The sequence below is a fragment of the Ramlibacter sp. bp-362 genome (assembly GCF_054956735.1).
Genome location: NZ_JBUDXE010000012.1, coordinates 1 through 22,596, shown reverse-complemented (window position 1 = coordinate 22,596; position 22,596 = coordinate 1). Strand labels below are relative to the sequence as shown.

Annotated in this window: 24 protein-coding genes and 1 tRNA gene; 18 read left to right on the top strand and 7 right to left on the bottom strand. The window is 69.8% G+C overall.

Annotation, left to right across the window (positions count from 1 at the left end):
• Positions 1 to 30: 30 nt before the first annotated feature.
• The 6 genes from ACY0MJ_RS16800 to ACY0MJ_RS16775 all read left to right on the top strand — a co-directional run bounded on the left by ACY0MJ_RS16800 (position 31) and on the right by ACY0MJ_RS16775 (position 4,802).
• Positions 31 to 630 carry a YqgE/AlgH family protein gene (locus ACY0MJ_RS16800; RefSeq protein WP_462639682.1) on the top strand — a complete coding sequence of 200 codons (600 nt, stop codon included), beginning with the start codon at positions 31 to 33 and terminating at the stop codon, positions 628 to 630.
• Entirely contained in the window at positions 627 to 1,043 is a 417-nt protein-coding gene (ruvX, locus tag ACY0MJ_RS16795) for a Holliday junction resolvase RuvX (RefSeq protein WP_462639681.1), read from the top strand. The genes ACY0MJ_RS16800 and ruvX overlap by 4 nt, the downstream gene beginning before the upstream one ends.
• Before the next feature lie 159 nt (positions 1,044 to 1,202).
• A complete protein-coding gene (gene pyrR / locus ACY0MJ_RS16790; RefSeq protein ID WP_462639680.1) occupies positions 1,203 to 1,727 on the top strand; it encodes a bifunctional pyr operon transcriptional regulator/uracil phosphoribosyltransferase PyrR in 525 nt (174 codons plus the stop codon).
• Positions 1,728 to 1,729: 2 nt separating this feature from the next.
• Positions 1,730 to 2,701 carry an aspartate carbamoyltransferase catalytic subunit gene (locus ACY0MJ_RS16785; protein WP_462639679.1) on the top strand — a complete coding sequence of 324 codons (972 nt, stop codon included), beginning with the start codon at positions 1,730 to 1,732 and terminating at the stop codon, positions 2,699 to 2,701.
• Entirely contained in the window at positions 2,698 to 4,002 is a 1,305-nt protein-coding gene (locus ACY0MJ_RS16780; RefSeq protein ID WP_462639678.1) for a dihydroorotase, read from the top strand. Before ACY0MJ_RS16785 ends, ACY0MJ_RS16780 begins: the two co-directional genes overlap by 4 nt.
• Complete coding sequence (locus ACY0MJ_RS16775; protein WP_462639677.1) at positions 3,999 to 4,802, top strand: lysophospholipid acyltransferase family protein; 804 nt, start codon at positions 3,999 to 4,001, stop codon at positions 4,800 to 4,802. Before ACY0MJ_RS16780 ends, ACY0MJ_RS16775 begins: the two co-directional genes overlap by 4 nt.
• A gap of 87 nt (positions 4,803 to 4,889) precedes the next feature.
• On the opposite strand, the gene ACY0MJ_RS16770 is transcribed toward ACY0MJ_RS16775, so the two are convergent.
• Entirely contained in the window at positions 4,890 to 5,996 is a 1,107-nt protein-coding gene (locus tag ACY0MJ_RS16770) for an ABC transporter ATP-binding protein (protein WP_462639676.1), read from the bottom strand.
• Positions 5,997 to 6,068: 72 nt separating this feature from the next.
• On the opposite strand from ACY0MJ_RS16770, the gene ACY0MJ_RS16765 reads away from it, so the two are divergent.
• Positions 6,069 to 7,673 carry an ABC transporter permease gene (locus ACY0MJ_RS16765; RefSeq protein WP_462639675.1) on the top strand — a complete coding sequence of 535 codons (1,605 nt, stop codon included), beginning with the start codon at positions 6,069 to 6,071 and terminating at the stop codon, positions 7,671 to 7,673.
• A 37-nt stretch (positions 7,674 to 7,710) separates the two neighbouring features.
• Here ACY0MJ_RS16765 and ACY0MJ_RS16760 read toward each other — a convergent pair whose 3' ends face one another.
• Positions 7,711 to 7,938 carry a hypothetical protein gene (locus tag ACY0MJ_RS16760; RefSeq protein WP_462639674.1) on the bottom strand — a complete coding sequence of 76 codons (228 nt, stop codon included), beginning with the start codon at positions 7,936 to 7,938 and terminating at the stop codon, positions 7,711 to 7,713.
• Between the two features lie 236 nt (positions 7,939 to 8,174).
• Between ACY0MJ_RS16760 and ACY0MJ_RS16755 the strand changes: the two genes are divergently transcribed.
• Together ACY0MJ_RS16755 and ACY0MJ_RS16750 are read left to right on the top strand one after the other, a co-directional pair.
• Positions 8,175 to 8,381 carry a hypothetical protein gene (locus ACY0MJ_RS16755; RefSeq protein WP_462639673.1) on the top strand — a complete coding sequence of 69 codons (207 nt, stop codon included), beginning with the start codon at positions 8,175 to 8,177 and terminating at the stop codon, positions 8,379 to 8,381.
• Between the two features lie 35 nt (positions 8,382 to 8,416).
• A tRNA-Arg gene (locus ACY0MJ_RS16750) sits at positions 8,417 to 8,491 on the top strand.
• A gap of 6 nt (positions 8,492 to 8,497) precedes the next feature.
• Here the strand turns inward: ACY0MJ_RS16750 and ACY0MJ_RS16745 are convergent.
• Genes ACY0MJ_RS16745 through ACY0MJ_RS16735 form a run of 3 tightly spaced genes read right to left on the bottom strand, consistent with a single transcriptional unit; the run spans position 8,498 to position 11,144 of the window.
• Positions 8,498 to 9,688, bottom strand: coding sequence for a vWA domain-containing protein (locus ACY0MJ_RS16745; protein ID WP_462639672.1), 1,191 nt, complete (start codon positions 9,686 to 9,688; stop codon positions 8,498 to 8,500).
• A gap of 9 nt (positions 9,689 to 9,697) precedes the next feature.
• Positions 9,698 to 10,294, bottom strand: a complete 597-nt coding sequence (locus tag ACY0MJ_RS16740; protein ID WP_462639671.1) for a GNAT family N-acetyltransferase — start codon at positions 10,292 to 10,294, stop codon at positions 9,698 to 9,700.
• Positions 10,295 to 10,301: 7 nt separating this feature from the next.
• A complete protein-coding gene (locus ACY0MJ_RS16735) occupies positions 10,302 to 11,144 on the bottom strand; it encodes an AAA family ATPase (RefSeq protein WP_462639670.1) in 843 nt (280 codons plus the stop codon).
• 91 nt (positions 11,145 to 11,235) lie between these two features.
• On the opposite strand from ACY0MJ_RS16735, the gene ACY0MJ_RS16730 reads away from it, so the two are divergent.
• Entirely contained in the window at positions 11,236 to 11,925 is a 690-nt protein-coding gene (locus ACY0MJ_RS16730) for a c-type cytochrome (protein WP_462639669.1), read from the top strand.
• 30 nt (positions 11,926 to 11,955) lie between these two features.
• On the opposite strand, the gene ACY0MJ_RS16725 is transcribed toward ACY0MJ_RS16730, so the two are convergent.
• Positions 11,956 to 12,387 carry a DUF1841 family protein gene (locus tag ACY0MJ_RS16725; protein WP_462639668.1) on the bottom strand — a complete coding sequence of 144 codons (432 nt, stop codon included), beginning with the start codon at positions 12,385 to 12,387 and terminating at the stop codon, positions 11,956 to 11,958.
• A gap of 143 nt (positions 12,388 to 12,530) precedes the next feature.
• On the opposite strand from ACY0MJ_RS16725, the gene ACY0MJ_RS16720 reads away from it, so the two are divergent.
• The 3 genes from ACY0MJ_RS16720 to ACY0MJ_RS16710 are packed head-to-tail and all read left to right on the top strand — an operon-like array spanning position 12,531 to position 17,136.
• Entirely contained in the window at positions 12,531 to 13,490 is a 960-nt protein-coding gene (locus ACY0MJ_RS16720) for a TAXI family TRAP transporter solute-binding subunit (RefSeq protein WP_462639667.1), read from the top strand.
• 7 nt (positions 13,491 to 13,497) lie between these two features.
• Entirely contained in the window at positions 13,498 to 15,522 is a 2,025-nt protein-coding gene (locus ACY0MJ_RS16715; RefSeq protein ID WP_462639666.1) for a TRAP transporter permease, read from the top strand.
• Positions 15,523 to 15,579: 57 nt separating this feature from the next.
• Entirely contained in the window at positions 15,580 to 17,136 is a 1,557-nt protein-coding gene (locus ACY0MJ_RS16710) for an MFS transporter (RefSeq protein WP_462639665.1), read from the top strand.
• Positions 17,137 to 17,184: 48 nt separating this feature from the next.
• Here ACY0MJ_RS16710 and ACY0MJ_RS16705 read toward each other — a convergent pair whose 3' ends face one another.
• Positions 17,185 to 17,988, bottom strand: a complete 804-nt coding sequence (locus ACY0MJ_RS16705) for an IclR family transcriptional regulator domain-containing protein (protein WP_462639664.1) — start codon at positions 17,986 to 17,988, stop codon at positions 17,185 to 17,187.
• A 71-nt stretch (positions 17,989 to 18,059) separates the two neighbouring features.
• Here ACY0MJ_RS16705 and ACY0MJ_RS16700 point away from each other — a divergent pair, with 71 nt between their 5' ends.
• The 5 genes from ACY0MJ_RS16700 to ACY0MJ_RS16680 all read left to right on the top strand — a co-directional run bounded on the left by ACY0MJ_RS16700 (position 18,060) and on the right by ACY0MJ_RS16680 (position 22,442).
• Positions 18,060 to 18,761 (top strand): 3-oxoacid CoA-transferase subunit A, encoded by a 702-nt coding sequence (locus tag ACY0MJ_RS16700; protein ID WP_462639663.1) that lies wholly within the window; start codon positions 18,060 to 18,062, stop codon positions 18,759 to 18,761.
• Positions 18,761 to 19,402, top strand: coding sequence for a 3-oxoacid CoA-transferase subunit B (locus ACY0MJ_RS16695; RefSeq protein ID WP_462639662.1), 642 nt, complete (start codon positions 18,761 to 18,763; stop codon positions 19,400 to 19,402). Before ACY0MJ_RS16700 ends, ACY0MJ_RS16695 begins: the two co-directional genes overlap by 1 nt.
• Before the next feature lie 16 nt (positions 19,403 to 19,418).
• Positions 19,419 to 20,624: a 3-oxoadipyl-CoA thiolase gene (gene pcaF / locus ACY0MJ_RS16690; protein ID WP_462639661.1), complete on the top strand. Its 1,206-nt coding sequence runs from the start codon at positions 19,419 to 19,421 to the stop codon at positions 20,622 to 20,624.
• A gap of 72 nt (positions 20,625 to 20,696) precedes the next feature.
• Positions 20,697 to 21,425, top strand: a complete 729-nt coding sequence (locus ACY0MJ_RS16685; RefSeq protein ID WP_462639660.1) for an SDR family NAD(P)-dependent oxidoreductase — start codon at positions 20,697 to 20,699, stop codon at positions 21,423 to 21,425.
• 18 nt (positions 21,426 to 21,443) lie between these two features.
• Positions 21,444 to 22,442 (top strand): tripartite tricarboxylate transporter substrate binding protein, encoded by a 999-nt coding sequence (locus tag ACY0MJ_RS16680; RefSeq protein WP_462639659.1) that lies wholly within the window; start codon positions 21,444 to 21,446, stop codon positions 22,440 to 22,442.
• Positions 22,443 to 22,596 lie beyond the last annotated feature (154 nt).

Genomic DNA, 22,596 nt, shown 5'->3' with positions numbered 1-22,596 from the left:
CGGCTGGGTGGAGCGGCTTAAAATCGCCCCATGGCGACCGAAGCCGACTCCATCAACCTGACGCATCACTTCCTGATCGCCATGCCCGGCCTCCAGGACGCGTCGTTCGCGCGCTCGGTTGTCTACCTGTGCGAGCACAGCCCCCGCGGCGCGCTCGGGCTGGTGATCAACAAGCCGACCGACATCAACCTGCGCAACCTCTTCGAGAAGGTGGACCTGCCGCTGGGCCGCGACGAGCTCGCGCGCACGCCGGTGCTGCAGGGCGGCCCGGTGCAGACCGAGCGCGGCTTCGTGCTGCACGAGGCGGTGCACGCCGAGGGCGCGGACGAGAACGAGTCGGTCTATGCCTCCACCATGACCATCCCCGGCGGCCTGGAGATGACCACCTCCAAGGACGTGCTCGAAGCCATCGCCACCGGCGCTGGCCCGCGCAGGCTGCTGGTCACGCTGGGCTACTCTGCCTGGGGCGAGGGCCAGCTGGAATCCGAGCTGGCCGAGAACAGCTGGCTCACCGTGAGCGCCGACACCAGCGTGATCTTCGACACGCCGATCGAGGAGCGCTACGAGAAGGCCCTGGGCCTGCTGGGCCTGCAGTCCTGGATGCTCTCGCCGGGAGCGGGGCACGCATGAGCACGCAAGTGCCAGACGTGCCCGCGCAGTACCAGACCTTCCTCGCTTTCGATTTCGGCCACAGGCGCACCGGCGTCGCCGTGGGCAACCGCATGCTGCGCACCGCGACCGCGCAGCCGACCATCCGCGCGGACGCCACCGACCAGCGACTGGCACAGGCGGCCGCGCGCGTCCAGGAGTGGCAGCCCGACGCGCTGGTGGTGGGCGTGCCCTTCCATCCCGACGGCGCCAGCCACGAGAATACGGCCCGCGCGCGGAAGTTCGCGCGGCAGCTGCGCGCCCGCTGCGGCAAGCCGGTGTACGAGGTGGACGAGCGCTACAGCACCACCGAAGCCCTGGCCTCCGGCGCGCGCGACGCCGACGCGGGCGCCGCCTGCGTCATCCTGGAACAATTCCTGAGGAGCCTGCCTTGAGGGAATGGACGGACACCCGAACGACGCCAGAACGCAGAGGGCGCAGAGGTTTCGCAGAGGACGCAAAAGGAGTCATTGAAGAATGAAAGCAACAGCATGGTTTTCTCTGCGTCCTCTGCGTGACCTTTGCGTCCTCTGCGTTCTCCTGCTGGATTGAGCATGGCAACGGACCAAACGCGAAACCCCGGCGCGCTCTTCCTCGACGCCGAGGCGCTGTACCGCGAGCTGCTGCGCGGCGTGCAGGGCCTGCGCGGCAGCGACGGCCGCCTCGTCGGCGTGACCTCCGGCGGCGCCTGGCTGGCCGAACGCCTGCAGAAGGACCTGGGCCTCGCCGGCGAGGCCGGCGTGATCTCGTCGGCCATGCACCGCGACGACTACGCGAGCCGCGGCCTGGCGGCCACCGCGCAGACGCGGCTGGACTTCGACGTCAACGGCGCCCATGTGGTGCTGCTGGACGACGTGCTCTACACGGGCCGCACCATCCGCGCCGTGCTGAACGAACTGTTCGACTACGGCCGTCCGGCCTCGGTGAGCCTCGCGGTGCTCGTGGACCGCGGCGGCCGCGAGCTGCCGGTGCAGGCCGACTACGCCGCCGCGCGCGTCACGCTGCCGCCCGACGAGTCGCTGTCGCTGGCGCGCGGCGAGGACGGCCGCTTCAGCTTCCAGGTCGAGCGCGCGCACTGAATATGCTCTACAGAACGAACCCGCAATTGAACCGGAACGGGGAGCTGATCCACCTGCTCTCCATCGAGGGGCTGCCGCGCGAGATCCTCGTGCAGATCCTCGACACCGCCTCCAACTTCGTCAGCGTGAGCGACCGCGAGGTCAAGAAGGTGCCGCTGCTGCGCGGCAAGAGCGTCTTCAACCTGTTCTTCGAGAACAGCACACGCACCCGCACCACCTTCGAGATCGCGGCGACGCGCCTGTCGGCCGACGTGATCAACCTGGACATCGCGCGCTCCTCCACGGCCAAGGGCGAGTCGCTGCTCGACACCATCGCCAACCTCTCCGCGATGGCGGCCGACATCTTCGTCGTGCGGCACAGCGAGTCGGGCGCGCCCTACCTGATCGCGCAGCACGTCGCGCCGCACGTGCACGTGGTGAACGCCGGCGACGGACGCCACTCGCACCCCACGCAGGGGCTGCTGGACATGTACACGATCCGCCACTACAAGAAGGACTTCTCCAACCTCACGGTGGCGATCGTCGGCGACGTGCTGCATTCGCGCGTGGCGCGCTCCGACATCCACGCGCTCACCACGCTGGGCTGCGCCGAGGTCCGCGTGGTCGGCCCCAAGACCCTGGTGCCCGGCGACATGGCGCCCATGGGCGTGCGCGTGTTCCACACGCTGGAGGAGGGCATCCGCGGCTGCGACGTCGTGATCATGCTGCGGCTGCAGAACGAGCGCATGAGCGGCGCGCTGCTGCCGTCCTCGCAGGAGTACTTCAAGCGCTGGGGCCTCACGCCCGAGCGGCTGGCGCTGGCCAAGCCCGACGCGATCGTGATGCACCCGGGGCCGATCAACCGCGGCGTGGAGATCGACTCGGAGGTGGTCGACGGCCGCCAGAGCGTGATCCTGCCGCAGGTGACCTTCGGCATCGCGGTGCGCATGGCCGTGATGGGCATCGTGGCCGGCAACACGCGGGAGGCCGCATGAAGATCCTGGTGCGCAAGGGCAGGGTGATCGACCCGGCCCGCAATTTCGACGCGATCTGCGACGTCGCGCTGGCTGCCGGCCGCGTGATCGGCGTGGGCCAGGCGCCCGAGGGCTTCACGCCCAACCGCGTGATCGACGCGTCCGGCTGCATCGTCGCGCCGGGCCTGGTGGACCTGGCGGCGCGGCTGCGCGAGCCGGGGCACGAGCACGAAGGCATGCTGGAAAGCGAGATGGCCGCGGCCGTCGCCGGCGGCGTGACGAGCCTCGTGTGCCCGCCCGACACCGACCCGGTGCTCGACGAGCCCGGCCTCGTCGACATGCTCAAGTTCCGCGCCGAGAAGCTGCACCAGGCGCGCGTGTTCCCGCTCGGCGCGCTCACGCGCGGGCTGGCCGGCGAGGTGCTGACGGAGATGGCGGAGCTCACCGAGTCGGGCTGCGTCGGCTTCAGCCAGGCCGAGGTGCCGATCGCCAACACGCAGGTGCTGCAGCGCGCGCTGCAATATGCGGCCACCTACGGCTACGCCGTGTGGCTGCGCCCGCAGGAGATCCACCTGGGCACCGGCGTCGCCGCCAGCGGCCCGCTCGCCACGCGCCTGGGCCTGTCGGGCATCCCGGTCGCCGCCGAGACGATCGCGCTGCACACCATCTTCGAGCTGATGCGCGCCACCGGCGCCCGCGTGCACCTGTGCCGCATCAGCAGCGCCGCCGGCGTGGCGCTGGTGCGGCAGGCGAAGGCCGAAGGCCTGAAGGTGAGCTGCGACGTGAGCATCAACTCGCTGCACCTCACCGACGTGGACATCGGCTACTTCGACAGCCGCATGCGCCTGTCGCCGCCGCTGCGCCAGCAGCGCGACCGCGACGCGTTGCGCGAGGGCCTCGCCGACGGCACCATCGACGCGCTGGTCTCCGACCACACGCCGGTGGACGAGGACGCCAAGACGCTGCCGTTCGCCGAAGCCGAGCCCGGCGCGACCGGCCTGGAGCTGCTGCTGGGCCTGGCCCTCAAGTGGGGGCAGGAAAGCGGCGTCGGCCTCGTGCGCGCGCTGGCCGTTCTGACCTGCGAGCCGGCCCGCGTGCTGGGCCCCGCGCTGGGTACGCTGCAGGCGAGCGCCGGCCAGCTGCTCGATGGCGGCGTGGCCGACGTCTGCATCTTCGATCCGCAGGCGGCCTGGGTCGTGAAGCCCGAAGCGCTGCGCAGCCAGGGCCGCAACACGCCCTTCGCCGGGCACGAGCTGCCCGGCCAGGTCCGCTGCACGATCGTCGGCGGCCAGGTCGCGTACGAGGCGCGGCCGGCGGCGTGAAGGCGCTGCGCGCGTCCTGGCGGCTGCTGCGCGCGCTGCTCCATGCGCTCGCCGGCTGGCTGACCATCACGCTGCTGTTCCCGCGCTGGCCGCAGCAGCGGCGCGAGGCGACGGTGCAGGCCTGGGCGGTGCGCATGCTCGCGGTCCTGGGCGTCCCGCTGCAGGTGGAAGGCCGGCCGCCGGCGCAGGGCCCGGTGCTGCTGGTGGCCAACCACCTCTCCTGGCTGGACATCCTGGTGCTGCATGCGGCGCGCCACTGCCGCTTCGTCTCCAAGTCCGACGTGAAGCACTGGCCGCTGATCGGCACGCTCGCCACCGGCGGCGGCACGCTCTACATCGAACGCGAGAAGCGGCGCGACGCGATGCGCGTGGTGCACCACATGGCCGAGAGCCTCAAGGCCGGCGAGATCGTCGCCGTGTTCCCCGAGGGCACCACGGGCGACGGCCAGGCGCTGCTGCCCTTCCACGCCAACCTGGTCCAGGCGGCGATCTCGGCGAACGCCCCGGTGCAGCCGGTGGCGCTGCGCTTCGTCGACCAGGCGAGCGGCGAGGACAGCCCCGGCCCGCTCTACCTGGGCGACGACACGCTGCTGTCGTCCCTCTGGCGCACGCTGGCGGGCCCGCCCTTCATCGCGCGCGTGCGCTTCGGCGAACCGCAGCAAGCGAACGGACGCGACCGCCGCGCGTGGGCGGACGACTTGCGAATCGCCGTGGATGCGCTGCGTGATGGAGAACAAACTTCCGGACGCAGAGGACGCAAAGGGTACGCAGAGGACGCAAAAAAGACAGAGGAAAGTTGAAGGACTCCTTCATCCTTCATTGGCTGTTCTTTTGCGACCTTTGCGTATCCTTTGCGACCTTTGCGTCCGGCTGCCCGCATTCGGCATTCACACGTGGAACGAAGCCATCGGCGGCGCCGCGGCGCCGGCTTCGCGCTGGAAGGTGACCACGTGGTCCACCTGGGCGCGGATGCCGATCCATTCGCCGATGCGGTGGTCGTGGTGGCTGGGCACGTGGGCGAGCAGCGTCTCGCCCGTGGCCAGCTGCAGCGTGTAGAGGAACTCCGAGCCGCGGAAGGCCTTGCGCAGGATCTGCGCCTTCACCGGCGCCTCGTCGTCGTGCACGATGTCGTCGGCGCGCAGCAGCACCTCGCACTGGCCCCAGGAGAAGGCGTCCGGCAGCGGGCACTCGGCCCCGTCGGTCAGCGCGCCCAGGGCCGTGTGCACCACCACCTGGTTGCCCACGCGCTTGAGCGTCGCCGGCGTGAACACGCCATGGCCGATGAAGTCCGCGACGAAGCGCGTGGCCGGGCGGTGGTACAGCGTGTACGCGTCGTCCCACTGGTGCAGCCGGCCCTCGTGCATCACGCCGATCACGTCACCGGTGGCGAAGGCCTCCAGCTGGTCGTGCGTGACGAACAGGGCAGTGGCCTGCGCCGCCTTGAGGATGCCGCGGACCTCGTGCGCCAGCCGCTCGCGCAGGTCCACGTCGAGGTTGGAGAAGGGTTCGTCCAGCAGCAGCACCTGCGGCCGCGGCGCCAGCGCGCGGGCGAGCGCCACGCGCTGCTGCTGGCCGCCGGAGAGTTCGTGCGGCATGCGCTGCTCGCTGCCGCCCAGGCCCACCAGCGCCAGCACTTCCGCGACGCGCGCGCGCCGTTCGGCACGCGCCATGCCGCGGTCCAGCCCGAAGGCGACGTTGCGGCCCACGTCCAGGTGCGGGAACAGCGCGTAGTCCTGGAACACCATGCCGATGCGGCGGCGTTCGGCCGGCACGTGCAGGCCGGGGCCGGCCACCGGCTGGCCCGAGACCAGGATCTCGCCGCCGCACGCGGGCTCCAGGCCGGCGACGGCGCGCAGGAGCGTGGTCTTGCCGCAGCCCGAAGGCCCGATCAGCACGCCGATCTCGCCGGCGCGCAGCCCCAGGCTCACGCCGTCGACGGCCGCGCGGGGCGGTGCGGGATAGCGGACGCTCAGCTGGCGCAGCTCGATGTGCATGAGCAGATTCTAAATGCATACAATTCTCATTCAGTTGATCCACCCCAAGAGCGGCGCCCCGGCGCCCCGCCCATGTTCCTGCGCCGGTTGAAGGACCTCCCCCTGCTGCTGCTCGCCGGCCTGCTCGTGCTGCCGGTGCTGGCCATCTTCGGCTCCTGGCTGTCGTGGAACGCGGCCAGCGGCCAGATCCTGCGCGAGATGGGCGCGACGGTGCTGCCCGACTACACGCTCACGAGCGTGCTGCTGTGCGCGGCGGTCGCCATCGGCGCCGCCGTGGTGGGCACGGCCTGCGCCGCCGCCGTCACCCTGTTCGACTTTCCCGGCCGGCGCACCTTCGAGTGGACCCTGCTGCTGCCGATGGCCATCCCGGCCTACGTGGTCGCCTATGCGTACACCGACTTCCTGCAATTCAGCGGGCCGCTGCAGACCTGGATGCGTGGCACCTTCGGGCTGGAGGGGCGCGTGTTCCCGGAGGTGCGCAGCCTGCCGGGCGCCGTGTTCGTGTTCGTGTTCGCGCTCTATCCCTACGTGTACCTGCTGGTGCGCACCGCGCTGGCCGAAAGGGCGGCGCAACTGATGGAGGCCGCACGGCTCCTGGGCTCGCCGCTGGCGAGCCGCGTGCGCCGTGTCGCGCTGCCGCTGGCGCGGCCGGCGATCATGGCCGGCGTCGCGCTGGCGCTGATGGAGACGCTGGCCGACTTCGGCGTCGCCAGCTACTTCGGCATCCAGACCTTCAGCACCGGCATCTACAAGGCCTGGCTCGCGATGGACAACCGCGTCGCGGCGGCGCAGCTCGCGACGCTGCTGCTGCTGGCGGTGGCCGTGCTCCTGGGGCTGGAAACGCGGGCGCAGCGGCGGCTGCGCTTCGCGGCCGGGCGCGCCCGCGGCGGCGCCGAGGCGCAGCCGGTGCGGCTGCAGGGTGGCGCCCGGCTGGCGGCCTGGTGCGTGTGCGGGACGCCGATCCTGCTCGGCTTCGTGCTGCCGGTGGCCTTCATGCTGCGGCCGCTGGCGGCGGACTGGTCGGTGCTGCCCTGGGACCGCTTCCTGCAATGGGCCGGCAACAGCCTGCGCCTGGGCGCGATGAGCGCGGCCCTGGCCGTGGGGGCCGCGCTGCTGCTGGCCTACCGGCAGCGGCGCGCGCCGGGACCGGTGACGCGCGGCGTCATGCGGCTGGCGGGCCTGGGCTACGCCGTGCCGGGCGCCGTGCTCGTGGTGGGGCTGCTGTTGCCGGTGGGCTGGATGCAGCAGGCCTGGCCGGGCAGCGGCATCGGCTACTGGATGACGGCCACGGCGCTGGGCATCGTCTGGGCCTACCTGGTGCGCTTCATCCCGGTGGCGCTGCAATCCATGCAGAGCGGCTATGCGCGCATCCCCGGCAGCCTGGACGATTCGGCGCGCATGCTGGGCACGGGCGGCGCGGCGCTGCTGGCGCGCGTGCACTGGCCGCTGCTGAAGCGCTCGGCCGCCGCGGCGGCGCTGCTGGTGTTCGTCGACGTGATGAAGGAACTGCCGGCGACGCTGGTGCTGCGGCCCTTCGACAGCGACACGCTGGCCGTGGTGGCCTACCAGCTGGCGCGCGACGAGCGGCTGGGCGAGGCGGCGCTGCCGTCGCTGGCGCTGGTGCTGGTGGGCTTGGTGCCCGTGGTGCTGCTGAGCCGCGCCCTGCGCTCCAAGTAGGCTGGCGGTGAGGCGCAAAGCGCCCGAACCCCAGCGATCAAAGGTCGTCGGCCTGTTCCAGCAACCGTTTCGGCGGCTTGCGGAAGACCACCTCGCCCGTGGGCACGTGCACGACCCGGATCTCGCTGCCGGAGGTAAAGCTCTTGGCCGCGATGCTGACGGCCAGCGCCCGGTCGTTGACGGCCAGCTCCATCGAGCCGGCGGCCGGCCAGAAGCGCCCGGCGATGGGTTGCGTGCTTTCGATGCGGTAGTCGGCGGTGGTCATCGTGGCGGCTCCCGTGCGCGTGGTGCGAACCCGGTTGCACCTATCCTAGGTGCGGCGCGTGACGGTTCGAGGTCGGCAGGACGCCAAAGCTGTAACCCTTGGCAATGGTGCGACGCAGCAGCTTCACGCCCGCAGCCCGTTCGTCCGCCCTCTCACCACGCGTGTAGCGCGCCACCTACAGAGCCCGGGAATTCCCTTGCCTACTCTGGATACAGAAAGCAGCATTCGAGCTAGTCATGCATTCGCCCTTCCCGCCCCGCCGCCGCGCCGCCCCTGCCGGGCCGAACGACAGCACGCGCGAAGGCCGCGACTGCGAACTGTCGCATCGGCTGACGGTCCTGCTGCTGTTTCCCCGCTTCGCGCTTCCGGGCCCCTGGCTGCTCTTCCTCGCGGGCGTCTGCAGCTTCGTCGCCGTCCGGGCACTGGAACTCGGCCGCTTCTGAAGCCCCCGCGCCGCCGCCCTACAATGGCGGCCCCCGCCGCCGTAGTTCAATGGATAGAACGAGCGCCTCCTAAGCGCTAGATACAGGTTCGATTCCTGTCGGTGGTACCAGCGGCCTCATTTGCTCAGCAGCCGCATCGCCTCCTCCAGCCCCTTGATCGTCAGCGGATACATCCGCTGGTTCATCAGCTGCTGGATCACCGAGATGCTCTGGCGGTACTGCCACACGCCCTGGGGCTCGGGGTTGATCCACACGAACTTCGGGAAGGCGTTCGTCAGGCGCTGCAGCCACTCGGCGCCGGCTTCCTCGTTGTTGTACTCGACGCTGCCGCCCGGCTGCAGGATCTCGTAGGGGCTCATCGTCGCGTCGCCGACGAACACCAGCTTGTAGTCCTTGTTGTACTTGCGGATGATGTCCCAGGTCGGGAACTTCTCGCTGAAGCGCCGCCGGTTGTTCTTCCACATGAAGTCGTAGACGCAGTTGTGGAAGTAGTAGAACTCCAGGTGCTTGAACTCCGCCTTCGCCGCGGAGAACATCTCCTCGACGCGGTGGATGTGCTCGTCCATCGTGCCGCCGACGTCCATCAGCAGCAGCACCTTCACGTTGTTGTGCCGCTCCGGCACCATCTTGATGTCGAGCCAGCCCGCGTTGGCGGCGGTGGAGCGGATGGTGTCTTCGAGGTCGAGTTCCTCCTCGGCCCCCTCGCGCGCGAACTTGCGCAGCCGCCGCAGCGCCACCTTGATGTTGCGCGTGCCCAGTTCCTGCGTGTCGTCGTAGTCCTTGTACGCGCGCTGGTCCCACACCTTCACCGCGCTCCTGTTGCGCGACTTGTCCTGGCCGATGCGGATGCCCTGCGGGTTGAAGCCGTAGGCGCCGAAGGGCGAGGTGCCGCCGGTGCCGATCATCTTGCTGCCGCCCTCGTGGCGCTCCTTCTGCTCCTCGAAGCGCTTCTTCAGCGTCTCCATGAGCTCGTCCCAGCCCATCTTCTCGATCTTCGCCTTCTCCTCGGGCGAGAGCTCCAGCTCCAGGTTCTTGCGGAGCCACTCCAGCGGGATGTCCTTGCTGAAGTCGGCCAGCAGCTCCACGCCCTTGAAGTACGCGGCGAAGGCGCGGTCGAACTTGTCGTAGTGCTTCTCGTCCTTCACCAGGGCCGTGCGGGCGAGGTAGTAGAAGTCGTCGATGCTGTACGCGCCCTCGCTTCGCGGCCCGACCACGCCTTCCTTGAGCGCCTCGACGAGCGTCAGGTATTCCTTGACCGAGACCGGCAGCTTCGCGCTGCGCAGCGTGTAGAAGAAGTCGATCAGCATGCCACCTCCTCACCCGCGCGGGCGCGCGAGCTGGTACTGCAGGTGCGCCTTCACCTCCGGCCATTCGCCGGCGGCCAGGCTGTACATGACGGTGTCGCGCACCGTGCCGTCGCGGCGCAGCGCGTGGTGGCGCAGCACGCCGTCCCTGCGCGCGCCCAGGCGCTCGATCGCGCGCTGGCTCGCGAAGTTGTAGTTGTCGGTGCGCCAGCCCACCAGCTGCGCGCCCAGCACCTCGAAGGCGTGCTGCATCAGCAGCAGCTTGCAGGTGGTGTTGACGTGCGTGCGCTGCCAGGACTTGCCGTACCACGTGTAGCCGATCTCCAGGCGCTCCACCGCCGGCACGATGTCGTGGTAGCGGGTGCTGCCGATGACGCGGCCGCTGGCGGCGTCCACCACCGCGAAGGGCAGCATGTGGCCCTGCTCGAGTCCCTGGAGCGCGGCGGCGACGTAGGCGGCGGTCTCGCCCGGCGCCGGCACGGAGGTGACGCGCAGGTTCCAGAGTTCGCCGTCGCGCGCGGCGGCCTCCAGTGCGGTCGCGTGGTCGGGCGTGAGCGGCTCCAGCCGCACGGCAGCCGAAGACAGGGTGACGGGCTGCGGCTTCCACATGGCCTCTTCAGCGGTTGTGCCGCTGCATGAACACCAGCTTCTCGAACAGGGTCACGTCCTGCTCGTTCTTCAGCAGCGCGCCCACCAGCGGCGGCACGGCGACCTTGTCGTCCCTGCTTTGCAGCGCCTCGGCCGGGATGTCCTCGGCCACCAGCAGCTTGAGCCAGTCCAGCAGTTCGGAGGTGCTGGGCTTCTTCTTCAGGCCGGGCAGGTTGCGCACGTCGTAGAAGGTCTTGAGCGCGGAGGCGAGCAGTTCCTTCTTGAGGCCGGGGAAGTGCACGTCCACGATCTGCTTCATCGTGTCGGCGTCGGGGAACCTGATGTAGTGGAAGAAGCAGCGGCGCAGGAAGGCGTCGGGCAGCTCCTTCTCGTTGTTGGACGTGATGAACACCAGCGGCCGGTGCACCGCCCGCACCAGCTCGCGTGTCTCGTACACGTAGAACTCCATCCGGTCCAGCTCGCGCAGCAGGTCGTTGGGGAATTCGATGTCGGCCTTGTCGATCTCGTCGATCAGCAACGCCACCGGCTCCTGCGCGGTGAAGGCCTGCCACAGCACGCCCTTGACGATGTAGTTGTGGATGTCCTTCACGCGCTGGTCGCCCAGCTGCGAGTCGCGCAGGCGGCTGACCGCGTCGTACTCGTACAGGCCCTGCTGCGCCTTGGTCGTGGACTTCACGTGCCATTGCAGCAGCGGCATGCCCAGGGCCTGCGCCACTTCCTCGGCGAGCATCGTCTTGCCGGTGCCCGGTTCGCCCTTGACCAGCAGCGGGCGCTTCAGCGTGATGGCGGCGTTCACCGCGAGCATCAGGTCCTGGGTGGCGACGTAGTTCTGGGAGCCTTGGAACTTCATGGGTGGGGGTGATCCAGGGGCGCCCCGGAGGGCCGCCTATAATCGCAGGTTGATCGAAAGAAACTGACCTTCGTCAGATTGTGCGCGCAAAATGAACAAGTTGTTGACCACGCTTTTCGCCCTCTCTGTCGCTTGCGTGACCGGACTGGCCCACGCGCAGGCCGCACCCGCGCAGGCCGCGGCCCCGGCGAGCCCGAAGTCGCTGCAGGCCAAGACGGCGATGTGCGTCGGCTGCCACGGCATCGTGGGCTACAAGTCGAGCTTCCCCGAGGTCTACCACGTGCCGAAGATCGCGGGCCAGAACGCGAAGTACATCGCGGCCGCACTGAACGAATACAAGACGGGCAGCCGCAAGCACCCGACGATGCGCAGCATCGCCGAGTCCCTGAGCGAGCAGGACATCTCCGACATCGCCAACTACTACGCCAACCTGGGCCAGGACGACCGCAAGCCGATCGGCGACAAGCCGAACCGCGAACCGGACGCGCAGGTCGGCGCGCTGCTGCAGAAGGCCGCCTGCGCCTCCTGCCACGGCGCCAACTTCTCCAAGCCGATCGATCCCAGCTACCCGAAGATCGCCGGCCAGCACGCCGACTACCTGTTCGTCGCGCTGAAGTCGTACAAGACCGAGAACAACCAGGCCGTCGGCCGCAACAACGGCGTGATGGGCGCGATCGCCAAGCAGTTCTCCAATGCGGAACTGAAGGCCCTGGCCAACTACGTCGGCTCGCTGGACAGCGAGCTGGAGACGGTGCCGGAGCCGAGGTTCCATCGCAACTGACGCAAACGGCCCTTCGGGGCCGTTGTCGTTTCAGCTGGTCGCGCGGCGTTGGACGCACTCCACGTACGCCTGCCCGTCCGGCGGGCGGCCGGCGCGCTGGCTTTCCCACAGCATCTGGCCGAGGCATTCCATGGCCTCGTGGTGCGCGTCGTGCAGCGAGTTGCGCCGGGCGGCCAGCAGTTCCACCGCCTGGCGGATGCCGCGCGGCTGGTCGATCGAGCACTGCTCGCTGATCGACAGGTGCATGGACAGGTGCAGGAAGGGATTGGTCGCGCCGTCGGAACCGTCGTAGACGCGCGCGACGGCGGCCTCGGCGTCGTCCAGCTCGGCGTCGTACTCCGGGTGTTCCCTCAGCCATTGGCTGGCCAGCGTCTCCAGCGCGTCGAGCACCTGGCCGGCGCGCGCCTTGGCATGCACGCCGCAGAAGAAGCGGCGCACGTCTTCCTGCGACGGATCGAACATGGCGGCAGGTTAGCACGCCAACCCGGCCGCCCCGGCGGAGTGCTGGAAATCCTGTAGAGACGCACCTGCGGCGCGCTGACAGAATGGCCGGGCCCCGCGCACCCCGCGCGGCCCGAGTGCTTTCTTCTTCCGGAGACACAACCATGAAGTTCATCAGAGCCATGTTCCTCGGCCTGCTCGCCAGCTTCGCGCTGGTGTTCGCGGCCCAGGCGCAGAACATTTCCGTCGCCACCGGCGGCACCGGCGGCGTCTACTACCCCATGGGCGGCGGCCTCGCGGCCGTGCTGTCCAAGTACGTGCCCGGCATGGAGGCCACCGCCGAAGTGACCGGCGGCTCGGTCGACAACCTCAAGCTGATCGGCACGGGCAAGCCCTACGTCGCCTTCAGCATGAGCGACGCCGCGCAGGACGCCTTCAAGGGCGTCGACAAGTTCAAGGGCCACAAGGTCCCGGTGCGCACGCTGATGATCCTGTACCCCAACCGCATGCACGTGGTGACGCTGGAGGGCAAGGGCATCAACAAGTTCTCCGACCTCAAGGGCAAGCGCGTGTCCACCGGCTCGCCCGGCAGCGCGACCGAAGTCATGGCGTTCCGCCTGATCGAAGCCGCCGGCCTGGACAAGGACAAGGACATGGACCGCGAGCGCCTGGGCGCCGCCGAGTCCGTCAATGCCATGAAGGACGGCAAGATCGACGCCTTCTTCTGGGTGGGCGGCCTGCCCACCGCCGCCGTGTCCGACCTGGCCAACACCCCGGGCAACAAGATCAAGATGATCGACAACGCCTACCTGGTGCCGGCCATGAACAAGAAGTACGGCAACCTGTACGTCGAGGACGTGATCCCGAAGGGCACCTACAAGGGCATGGAGGCCGACAACCACCAGGCCACGGTGCAGAACATCCTGGTCGCCAACGAGAGCATGGACGAGAAGACGGCCTACAACATCGTCAAGGCCGTGTTCGACCACAAGGCCGACATCGTCGCCGTGCACAAGGAAGCGCTGAACTTCAAGCTCGAGAACCAGAAGAAGGACGCCAGCCCGATCCCGTGGCATCCCGGCGCCGTCAAGTACTTCGCCGAGCACGGCATCAAGCTGAACTGACGCGCCCATGACGGATCACCAGGCAGGACGGGCGCAGCTCAGCACGGACATCGACGCGGCGGCGCTGCAGAAGGCCGAGGAGTACATCGAGCAGGAGGAGGGCGCGGCCAACAAGCTGAAAGGCTGGCTGGGCGCGTTCATCACGCTCGTGGCCGTCGGCATGTCGGCCTTCCACCTGTACACGGCCTACGCGATCGTGCCGACGCAGACGCTGCGGCCGATCCACGTGGCCTTCGTGCTCTTCCTGGTGTTCCTCGTGTTCCCGGTGGCGGCGCGCTTCCGCCACCGCGTGATGTGGTGGGACTGGATCGCCGCCTTCATGGCGATCGCGGTCGCGTACTACCTGATCCAGGGCGGCGACGACCTGATGGACCGCAACACGACGCCGCTGCCCTGGGACATCTTCTTCGGGGTGGCGCTGATCGTGCTGGTGCTCGAGGGCATGCGCCGCACCTCCGGCTGGATCATGCCGGCGATCTGCATCGCCTTCCTCGCCTATGCCATGGCCGGGCCGTGGCTGCCCGCGCCGTGGACCCACAAGGGCTACGAGGTCGGCCGGCTGGTCGGCGTGATGTACATGACGCTGGAGGGCATCTTCGGCAGCGCCGTCGACGTCTCCTCCTCGCTGATCATCCTGTTCACGATCTTCGGCGCCTTCCTGCAGTATTCGGGCGCCGGCAAGTTCTACCTGGATTTCTCCTTCTCCGCGATGGGCGGCAAGCCCACGGGCGCGGGCCGCACCGTGGTGCTGGCGTCCTTCCTGCTGGGCGGCCCTTCCGGCTCCGGCGTCGCGACGACCGTGACGCTCGGCTCGGTGGCGTACCCCATGCTGGCCAAGGTCGGCTACGAGAAGAACGCCGCCGGCGGCCTGCTCGCCGCGGGCGGCCTGGGCGCGATCATCTCGCCGCCGGTGCTGGGCGCCGCGGCCTTCCTGATCGCCGAGTTCCTGAAGATCTCCTACCTCGACGTGCTGCTGATGGCGGTGATCCCCACCTGCCTGTTCTACTTCGCGCTGTTCCTGATGGTCGAGATCGACGCGCGCAAGTACGGCATGCACGAGACGGTGTTCGAGAAGGTCGACACGGTCTGGCACCTGACGCGCCGCTACTGGTTCCACTTCCTGTCGCTGGTCTCCATCGTCTTCTTCATGCTGTGGGGCTTCTCGCCCGTGCTGTCGGTGTTCTGGGCGACGGTGGTCTCCTTCGCCACCAGCTTCATGCGCAGCGACACGGCGCTGATCACCTACGACAGCTTCCGCGGCGGCTTCCTGCGCAAGTTCTGGCGCTCGCCCTTCATGCAGGCCATGGAAGGCGGCTCCATCGGCGTGCTGAACGTGGCCACCACCTGCGCCGGCGCCGGCATCATCGTGGGCGTCGTCACGCTCACCGGGCTGGGCCTGAAGTTCAGCTCCATCGTGATCGACTACGCGGGCGGCTCGCTGCTGCTCACCGCGATCTTCACCTCGCTGGTCGTGTGGATCATCGGCCTGGCGGTGCCGGTCACGGCCTCGTACATCATCTGCGCGGTGATCGCCGCGCCGGCGCTGATCAAGCTGGGCGTGCCGGAGTTCGCGGCCCACATGTTCATCTTCTACTACGCGGTGCTCTCGGAGGTGTCGCCCCCGACGGCGCTGTCGCCCTTCGCGGCGGCGGCCATCACGGGCGGCGATCCGTACAAAACGACGCTGCAGTGCTGGAAGTACACGGTGCCGGCCTTCCTGCTGCCCTTCATGTTCGTGCTGGACCCGGCCGGCTACGGCCTGCTGCTCATGGGCTCGACCAAGGCGCTGGCGCAGGCCAACTGGTGGCAGATCGGCGAGGTCACGCTGACGGCGGCCGTCGGCATCGCGGCGCTGGCCGCCGGCTTCCAGGGCTGGGCCCTGCGCCGCACGAGCCGCCTCGAGCGCGTGCTGCTGATCGTCGCCGGCTTTGCGCTCGCCTATCCCAGCTGGATGGCCGACCTCGTCGGCCTGGTGCTGGTGGCGGGTGTGTTGGCGGTGCAACTGTTGCGGCCGCAACCGCAGACCGCGTAGGGGCCGCGGCGGGATCCGTCTGGCAAGATGGCGGCTTCGCCGTCCCGGATCCCGTCCTTGTCCCCCGCTTCCCCCGATGCGCCGCCCGCCGGCGGCGCGCTGCCGGCCCTGAAGGACCGCCGGCACCTCGCCGCCTTCGTCGCGGGCTGCATCCTCGTCACCGCCGGCGTGCTGCTGCACCTGCCCATGTACTGGATGGGGCGCTTCGACGGCTTCCGCCTCGTGGAGATGCCCATGGACGCCGGCATGCTGTGGGGCATGGCGGCCATCCTCGCGGGCGCGGCGCTCGCCGCCTGGGGCCTGCTGCCCCGGCACGTGCTGGGCGGCCGCGAGGTCGACGTCGCCGTGCCGGAGGACGCGCCGCTGGGGCGCGCGCACTGGCGGCTCATGACGGTGCTGACGGCGGCGCTGGTGATCGACGTGATGAAGCCGGCGAGCCTCGGCTTCGTGCTGCCCGGCATGCGGGACGAATACGGGCTGGACGCGCTGGCCGTCGCCTGGCTGCCCTTCGCCGCGCTGTGCGGAACGGTGCTGGGCTCCATCGTGTGGGGCGTGCTGGCGGACGTGTTCGGCCGCCGTGCCTCCATCCTGCTGTCCTCGGTCTTCTTCGTGGGCACCTCGATCTGCGGCGCGATGCCCTCGCTGGCGTGGAACATCGGCATGTGCTTCCTCATGGGCGCCGCCGCCGGCGGCATGCTGCCGGTGACGTACGCGCTGCTGGCCGAGACCATGCCCGCGCGCCAGCGCGGCTGGGTGCTGGTGCTGGTGGGTGGCGTCGGCTCCGCCGGCGGCTACCTGGTGGCCAGCCTGGCCGCGGCCTGGATCGAACCGGTCTTCAGCTGGCGCGCGATGTGGTTCCTGAACCTGCCCACGGGCCTGCTGCTCGTCGCGCTCAGTGCGTTCATCCCCGAGTCGCCGCGTTTCCTGCTGCGCATCGGCCGCATCGCGGACGCGCGCGCCACGCTGGCGCGCTTCGGCAGCGTGCTGCGCGAAGCGGCCGAAGCCCGCGCGCTGCCCGCGGCGGCGGCGCGGCCGCGCGCCGTGCTGCCCATGACGGGTGCGCTCAGCATCGGCGGGCTCGCGTCGGGGCTGATCCAGTTCGGCGTGCTGCTGTGGCTGCCCGCGCACCTGGTGTCGCTGGGGCACAGCCTCGCGTGGTCCAGCGGCTTGCTCGCCGCGTCCGCCTTCCTCAGCCTGCCCACGGTGCTCGTCGCCGCCTGGCTCTATGGCCGCTGGACCAGCAAGGGCGCGCTGCTCGGCGCGCTGGCGCTCGCCGCGGCGGGCCTCGCCGGCATGATGTTGGTGGAGCGCGGCGGCGGGGGCGGCCCGGCCTGGCTGGCGAGCACGACGCTGCTCGTGATCGGCAGCAATGCCATCCTCGCCATGCTGCTGCCCTACGCCGCCGAGAGCTATCCGGCCGCCACCCGCGGTCGCGCCGTCGGCTGGATCGCCGCCTGCTCCAAGATCGGCGGGCCGCTGGCGCAGGGGCTCACGCTGCTGGGGCTGGTGCCGGCGCTGGGCGCTGCTGCCGCGGTGACCGCAGGAACGACGGTGGCGGCCCTGGGCCTGATCGGGAGCTTCTGCGTGGAGACGCGCCAGCGCGAACTCTCGTAGCTTCGGCGCGCGGCACGATCGGTGGGGTTCGCTGCGCTCACCGCCACCCTACGGGCCCGTCGCCAACCGGCGCGACACCTCCGCCGCCGCCGCCCGCAGCGCCGGCGCCATCGCCTGCATCTGCCGCGGCGGGGTGCGGTTCACCTGCCCGCTGATGTTCAGCGCCGCGATCGTCCTGCCGGCCCGGTCCACCACCGGCGCCGCGATCGACAGCAGGCCTTCCTCCAGCTCCTGGTTCACCATGCACCAGCCTTGCCGGCGCGCCTGCTGCACCTTCGCCAGCAGCGCATCCACCCCGGTCAGCGTGTTGCGCGTGCGCGCTTCCAGCGGGCTCGCTTCCAGCAGCGCGACGACCTCGTCGTCGGGCAGCCCCGCCAGCAGCATGCGTCCGAGCGAGGTGCAGTAGGCGGGCAGGCGCGAGCCCACGCCGAGGCTGTTGCGCATGATCTTGCGCGTGGACACGCGCAGCACGTAGACGATGTCCGTGCCCTCCAGCACGCCGGCGGAGCACGACTCCTTCACCTGCTCCACCAGCGCCTCCATGACCGGCTCGGCCACGTTCCACATCGGCATGGAGGACAGGTAGGCGAAGCCCAGGTCCAGGATGCGCGGCGTCAGCGCGAACAGGCGGCCGTCGCTTTCCACGTAGCCCAGCGTCTGCAGCGTGAGCAGGATGCGGCGCGCGCCGGCGCGGGTGAGCCCCGTGCGCATGGCGACTTCGGACAGGGTCTGGCGCGGCGCGCCCGCGCTGAAGGAGCGGATGACCTCCAGCCCGCGGGCGAAGGACTGCACGTAGGCATCCCCCGGCCGGGGGTCTTCCGCGGGGGCATGGCGGGCAAGGGCGCTTGGCATGTAGAATTCATTATACGAACACTTGTTCGATTAGCGAACATCCCGGTTCGCCCTTCCCGCAAGGAATCCTCATGATCAACAAGATCGCCGCCTCCGTCGCGGAGGCGCTGTACGGCGTGCAGGACGGAGCCACCGTCCTGATCGGCGGCTTCGGCACCGCCGGCATCCCCGGCGAACTGATCGAAGGCCTGATCGCCCAGGGCGCGAAGGACCTCACGGTCGTCAACAACAACGCCGGCAACGCGGACCACGGCCTGGCCGCGCTGCTGAAGGCCGGCCGCGTGCGCAAGATCATCTGCAGCTTCCCGCGCCAGGTGGACAGCTGGGTCTTCGACGAGCTCTATCGCAGCGGCAAGCTGGAGCTGGAGCTGGTGCCGCAGGGCAACCTCGCCGAGCGCATGCGCGCCGCCGGCGCCGGCATCGGCGCGTTCTTCTGCCCGACGGCCTACGGCACCGAGCTCGCCAAGGGCAAGGAGACCCGCGAGATCGGCGGCAGGCAGTACGTGCTGGAATACCCGATCCACGGCGACGTGGCGCTGATCAAGGCCGAAGCGGGCGACCGCTGGGGCAACCTCGTGTACCGCAAATCCGCGCGCAACTTCGGCCCCGTGATGGCCGCCGCGGCGAAGCACACGGTGGCCTCGGTGTACGAGATCAAGGAGCTCGGCGAACTGGACCCGGAAGCGGTGGTCACCCCGGGGATCTACGTCAGCAAGATCGTGAAGATTCCGCGTGTCGCGACCCAGGCGGCGGGATTCAAGAAGGTGGCGTGATGCAGTACCAGAAGCGAACCAAGGACCAGCTCGCCGCCCGCGTCGCGCAGGACATCCACGACGGCGCCTACGTCAACCTGGGCATCGGCATGCCCACGGCCGTGGCCAACCACATCCCGGCCGGCCGCGAGGTGATCCTGCAAAGCGAGAACGGCATCCTGGGCATGGGGCCCGCGCCGGCCGCCGGCGACGAGGACTACGACCTGATCAACGCCGGCAAGCAGCCGGTCACGCTGCTGCCCGGCGGCGCCTACTTCCACCACGCCGACTCCTTCGCGATGATGCGCGGCGGCCACCTGGACATCTGCGTGCTGGGCGCCTTCCAGGTCTCCGCCCGCGGCGACCTGGCCAACTGGAGCACCGGCGAGCCGGGCGCGATCCCGGCCGTGGGCGGCGCGATGGACCTCGCCATCGGCGCCAAGCAGACCTGGGTCATGATGGACCTGCTGACCAAGAAGGGCGAGAGCAAGGTGGTGGAGCGCTGCACCTATCCGCTGACCGGCATCGGCTGCGTCAAGCGCATCTACACCGACCTCTGCACGCTCGAATGCACGCCGCAGGGCCTGCGCCTCGTCGACGCCGTCGAGGGGCTCACCCGCGCGGAACTGGAACGCCTCGTCAACCTGCCGATCGCGGCCTGAACCTGGAGAAACCGACATGACCCGCCAAGCCTTCATCTGCGACGCGATCCGCACGCCCTTCGGCCGCTACGGCGGCGCGCTGTCCTCGGTGCGCACCGACGACCTGGGCGCCATCCCCATCAAGGCGCTGATGGCGCGCAACCCCAAGGTGGACTGGCAGGCCGTCAGCGACGTGCTGTACGGCTGCGCCAACCAGGCCGGCGAGGACAACCGCAACGTGGCGCACATGGCCTCGCTGCTGGCCGGCCTGCCGGTGGACGTGCCCGGCGCCACCATCAACCGCCTGTGCGGCTCGGGCCTCGACGCCGTGGGCACCGCCGCCCGTGCGATCAAGGCGGGCGAGGCCACGCTGGTCATCGCCGGCGGCGTGGAGAGCATGAGCCGCGCGCCCTTCGTGATGCCCAAGGCGGAAAGCGCCTTCTCGCGCGCGAACGCGGTGTACGACACCACCATCGGCTGGCGTTTCGTCAACAAGCTGATGAAGGAGCAGTACGGCGTCGATTCGATGCCCGAGACGGCGGAGAACGTCGCGGCCGAACACGGCATCGAGCGCGCCGCGCAGGACCGCATGGCGCTCGCATCGCAGCTCAAGGCCGTCGCGGCGCAGCAGCGCGGCTTCTTCGAGGCGGAGATCACGCCGGTGACCATCCCGCAGAAGAAGGGCGAGGCGATCGTCGTCAGCAAGGACGAACATCCGCGCGAGACCTCGCTGGAGGCGCTCGCGAAGCTCAAGGGCGTGGTCAAGCCGGACGGCACGGTGACGGCGGGCAACGCCAGCGGCGTCAACGACGGCTCCTGCGCGCTGCTGCTCGCCGACGAGGCGACGGCGGCGAAGAACGGCCTCGTGCCGCGCGCGCGCGTGGTCGGCATGGCCGTGGCCGGCGTGCCGCCGCGCGTGATGGGCATCGGCCCGGCGCCGGCGACGCAGAAGGTGCTGGCGCTGACCGGCCTGAAGCTGGAACAGATCGACGTGATCGAGCTGAACGAAGCCTTCGCGGCGCAGGGCCTCGCGGTGCTGCGCATGCTGGGCCTCGCGGACGACGACGCGCGCGTGAACCCCAACGGCGGCGCGATCGCCCTGGGCCACCCGCTCGGCGCCTCCGGCGCGCGGCTCGCGACCACGGCAGTCAACCAGCTGCACGCGAGCGGCGGCCGCTACGCGCTGTGCACGATGTGCATCGGCGTGGGTCAGGGGATCGCGGTGATCCTCGAGCGCGTCTGATTTCTTCTCTCCCCTGAGCCCTCACCCCAACCCTCTCCCGCAAGCGGGAGAGGGAGCAGATTTCCCATCCCCATGAACAAGCAGGAAGCCACCCTGGTCACCGGGGCCAGCAGCGGCATTGGCCGCGCCATCGCGCAGATGCTGCTGGAACAGGGCCGCACGGTCGTCAACCTCGACCACCAGCTGCCCGACTGGTCCCACGCGAACCTCCATTCGCTGCAGGCCGACCTCACGAGCGAGGCCGACACGCGCGAGCGCGCGGCGGAGATCGCCCGTGCGTTCAACGTCACGGCCCTCGTCAACAACGCCGGCGCCACGCGCCCCGGCACCGTGGACACGCAAACCGTCGCCGACCTCGACTACGTCATGGCACTGACGCTGCGCGCGTCCATGCTCCTGACGCAGGCCATGCTGCCCTCGCTGCGCGCCTGCGGGCGCGGGCGCATCGTCAACATGGCTTCGCGGGCGGCGCTGGGCAAGACCGAGCGCATCGCCTATTCCGCCGCCAAGGCCGGCCTCGTCGGCCTGACGCGCACGCTCGCCATGGAACTGGGCGGCGACGGCATCACCGTGAACGCGGTGGCGCCGGGACCGATCGCCACCGAGCTGTTCCGGCGCAGCAACCCCGAAGGCGCGCCGCGCACGCAGCGCATCCTGGACAGCATCGTCGTCAAGCGCATGGGCACGCCCGAGGACGTGGCGCGCGCGACGCTGTTCTTCCTCTCGCCGGACAACGGATTCGTGACCGGCCAGGTGCTGTACGTCTGCGGCGGCACCACCCTGGGACTCGCTCCCACCTGATCTCAAGGAGTACTTCTGATGAAACAACTGCACGCTTCCCGTCGCCGCTTCGCCCTGGGCGGGCTCGCCCTCGCCGTTGCCGCGGCCGTGGCCCCGCTCGGCGCCGCCGCCGCGGACGCCTTCCCGTCCCGCCCCATCACCATCGTCGTGCCCTTCTCGGCCGGCGGCACCACGGACATCCTCGCGCGCGTGATCGGCCAGGCGCTGCACGGCGAGCTGGGCCAGACCGTGATCGTGGACAACCGCGCCGGCGCCGGCGGCAACATCGGCGCGGCCTATGCGGCCAAGGCGCCGGCCGACGGCTACACGCTGTTCATGGGCACCGTGGGCACGCACGCGATCAACCAGAGCCTGTACAAGCGCCTGGGCTTCGACCCGGTGAAGGACTTCGCGCCGCTCACGCGCGTCGCCATGGTGCCCAACCTGCTGGTGGCCAACCCCGGCAAGCCGTACAAGACGGTGAAGGAACTGATCGCCTACGCGAAGGCGCATCCGGGCAAGGTGAACTTCGGTTCGTCCGGCAGCGGCAGTTCGATCCACCTCTCGGGCGAGCTGTTCAACGCGCTGGCGAAGGTCGACATGGTGCACGTGCCCTACAAGGGCAGCGCGCCGGCCGTGACCGACCTGCTCGGCGGCCAGATCGACATCATGTTCGACAACATGCCCTCGGCGATCCAGCACGTGCGCGCCGGCCGCCTGCGCCCGCTGGCGGTGACCACGGCCAAGCGTTCGCCGGAGCTGCCGGACGTGCCGACGATCGCCGAAGCCGGCGTGCCCGGCTACGAGGCGACCTCCTGGTTCGGCATGTTCGCCCCGGCCGGCACGCCCGCGCCCGTGGTCGCGCGCCTGAACGCGGCGCTGGTGAAGGTGCTCGCGCAGCCCGAGGTGAAGAAGAAGCTGGCGGAGCAGGGCGCCGAGGCCTACAGCGAGAAGCCGGAAGCCTTCGCCGACTTCATCCGCGCCGAAGCGGCGAAGTGGGGCAAGGTGGTGAAGGAGTCCGGCGCCACGGCGGGCTGATCGCACGCCGTCATCCCCGCGCAGGCGGGGACCCAGAGCTGCGCGCTGCGCGCGCAGTTTCAGATGCCCTGGGTCCCGGTGGTCTCAACCGGTCAACGCAACGCCATTGATTTTCTCGTTAAGGACGTCCACAGGGAAGCGCCAGCCCAGGGTC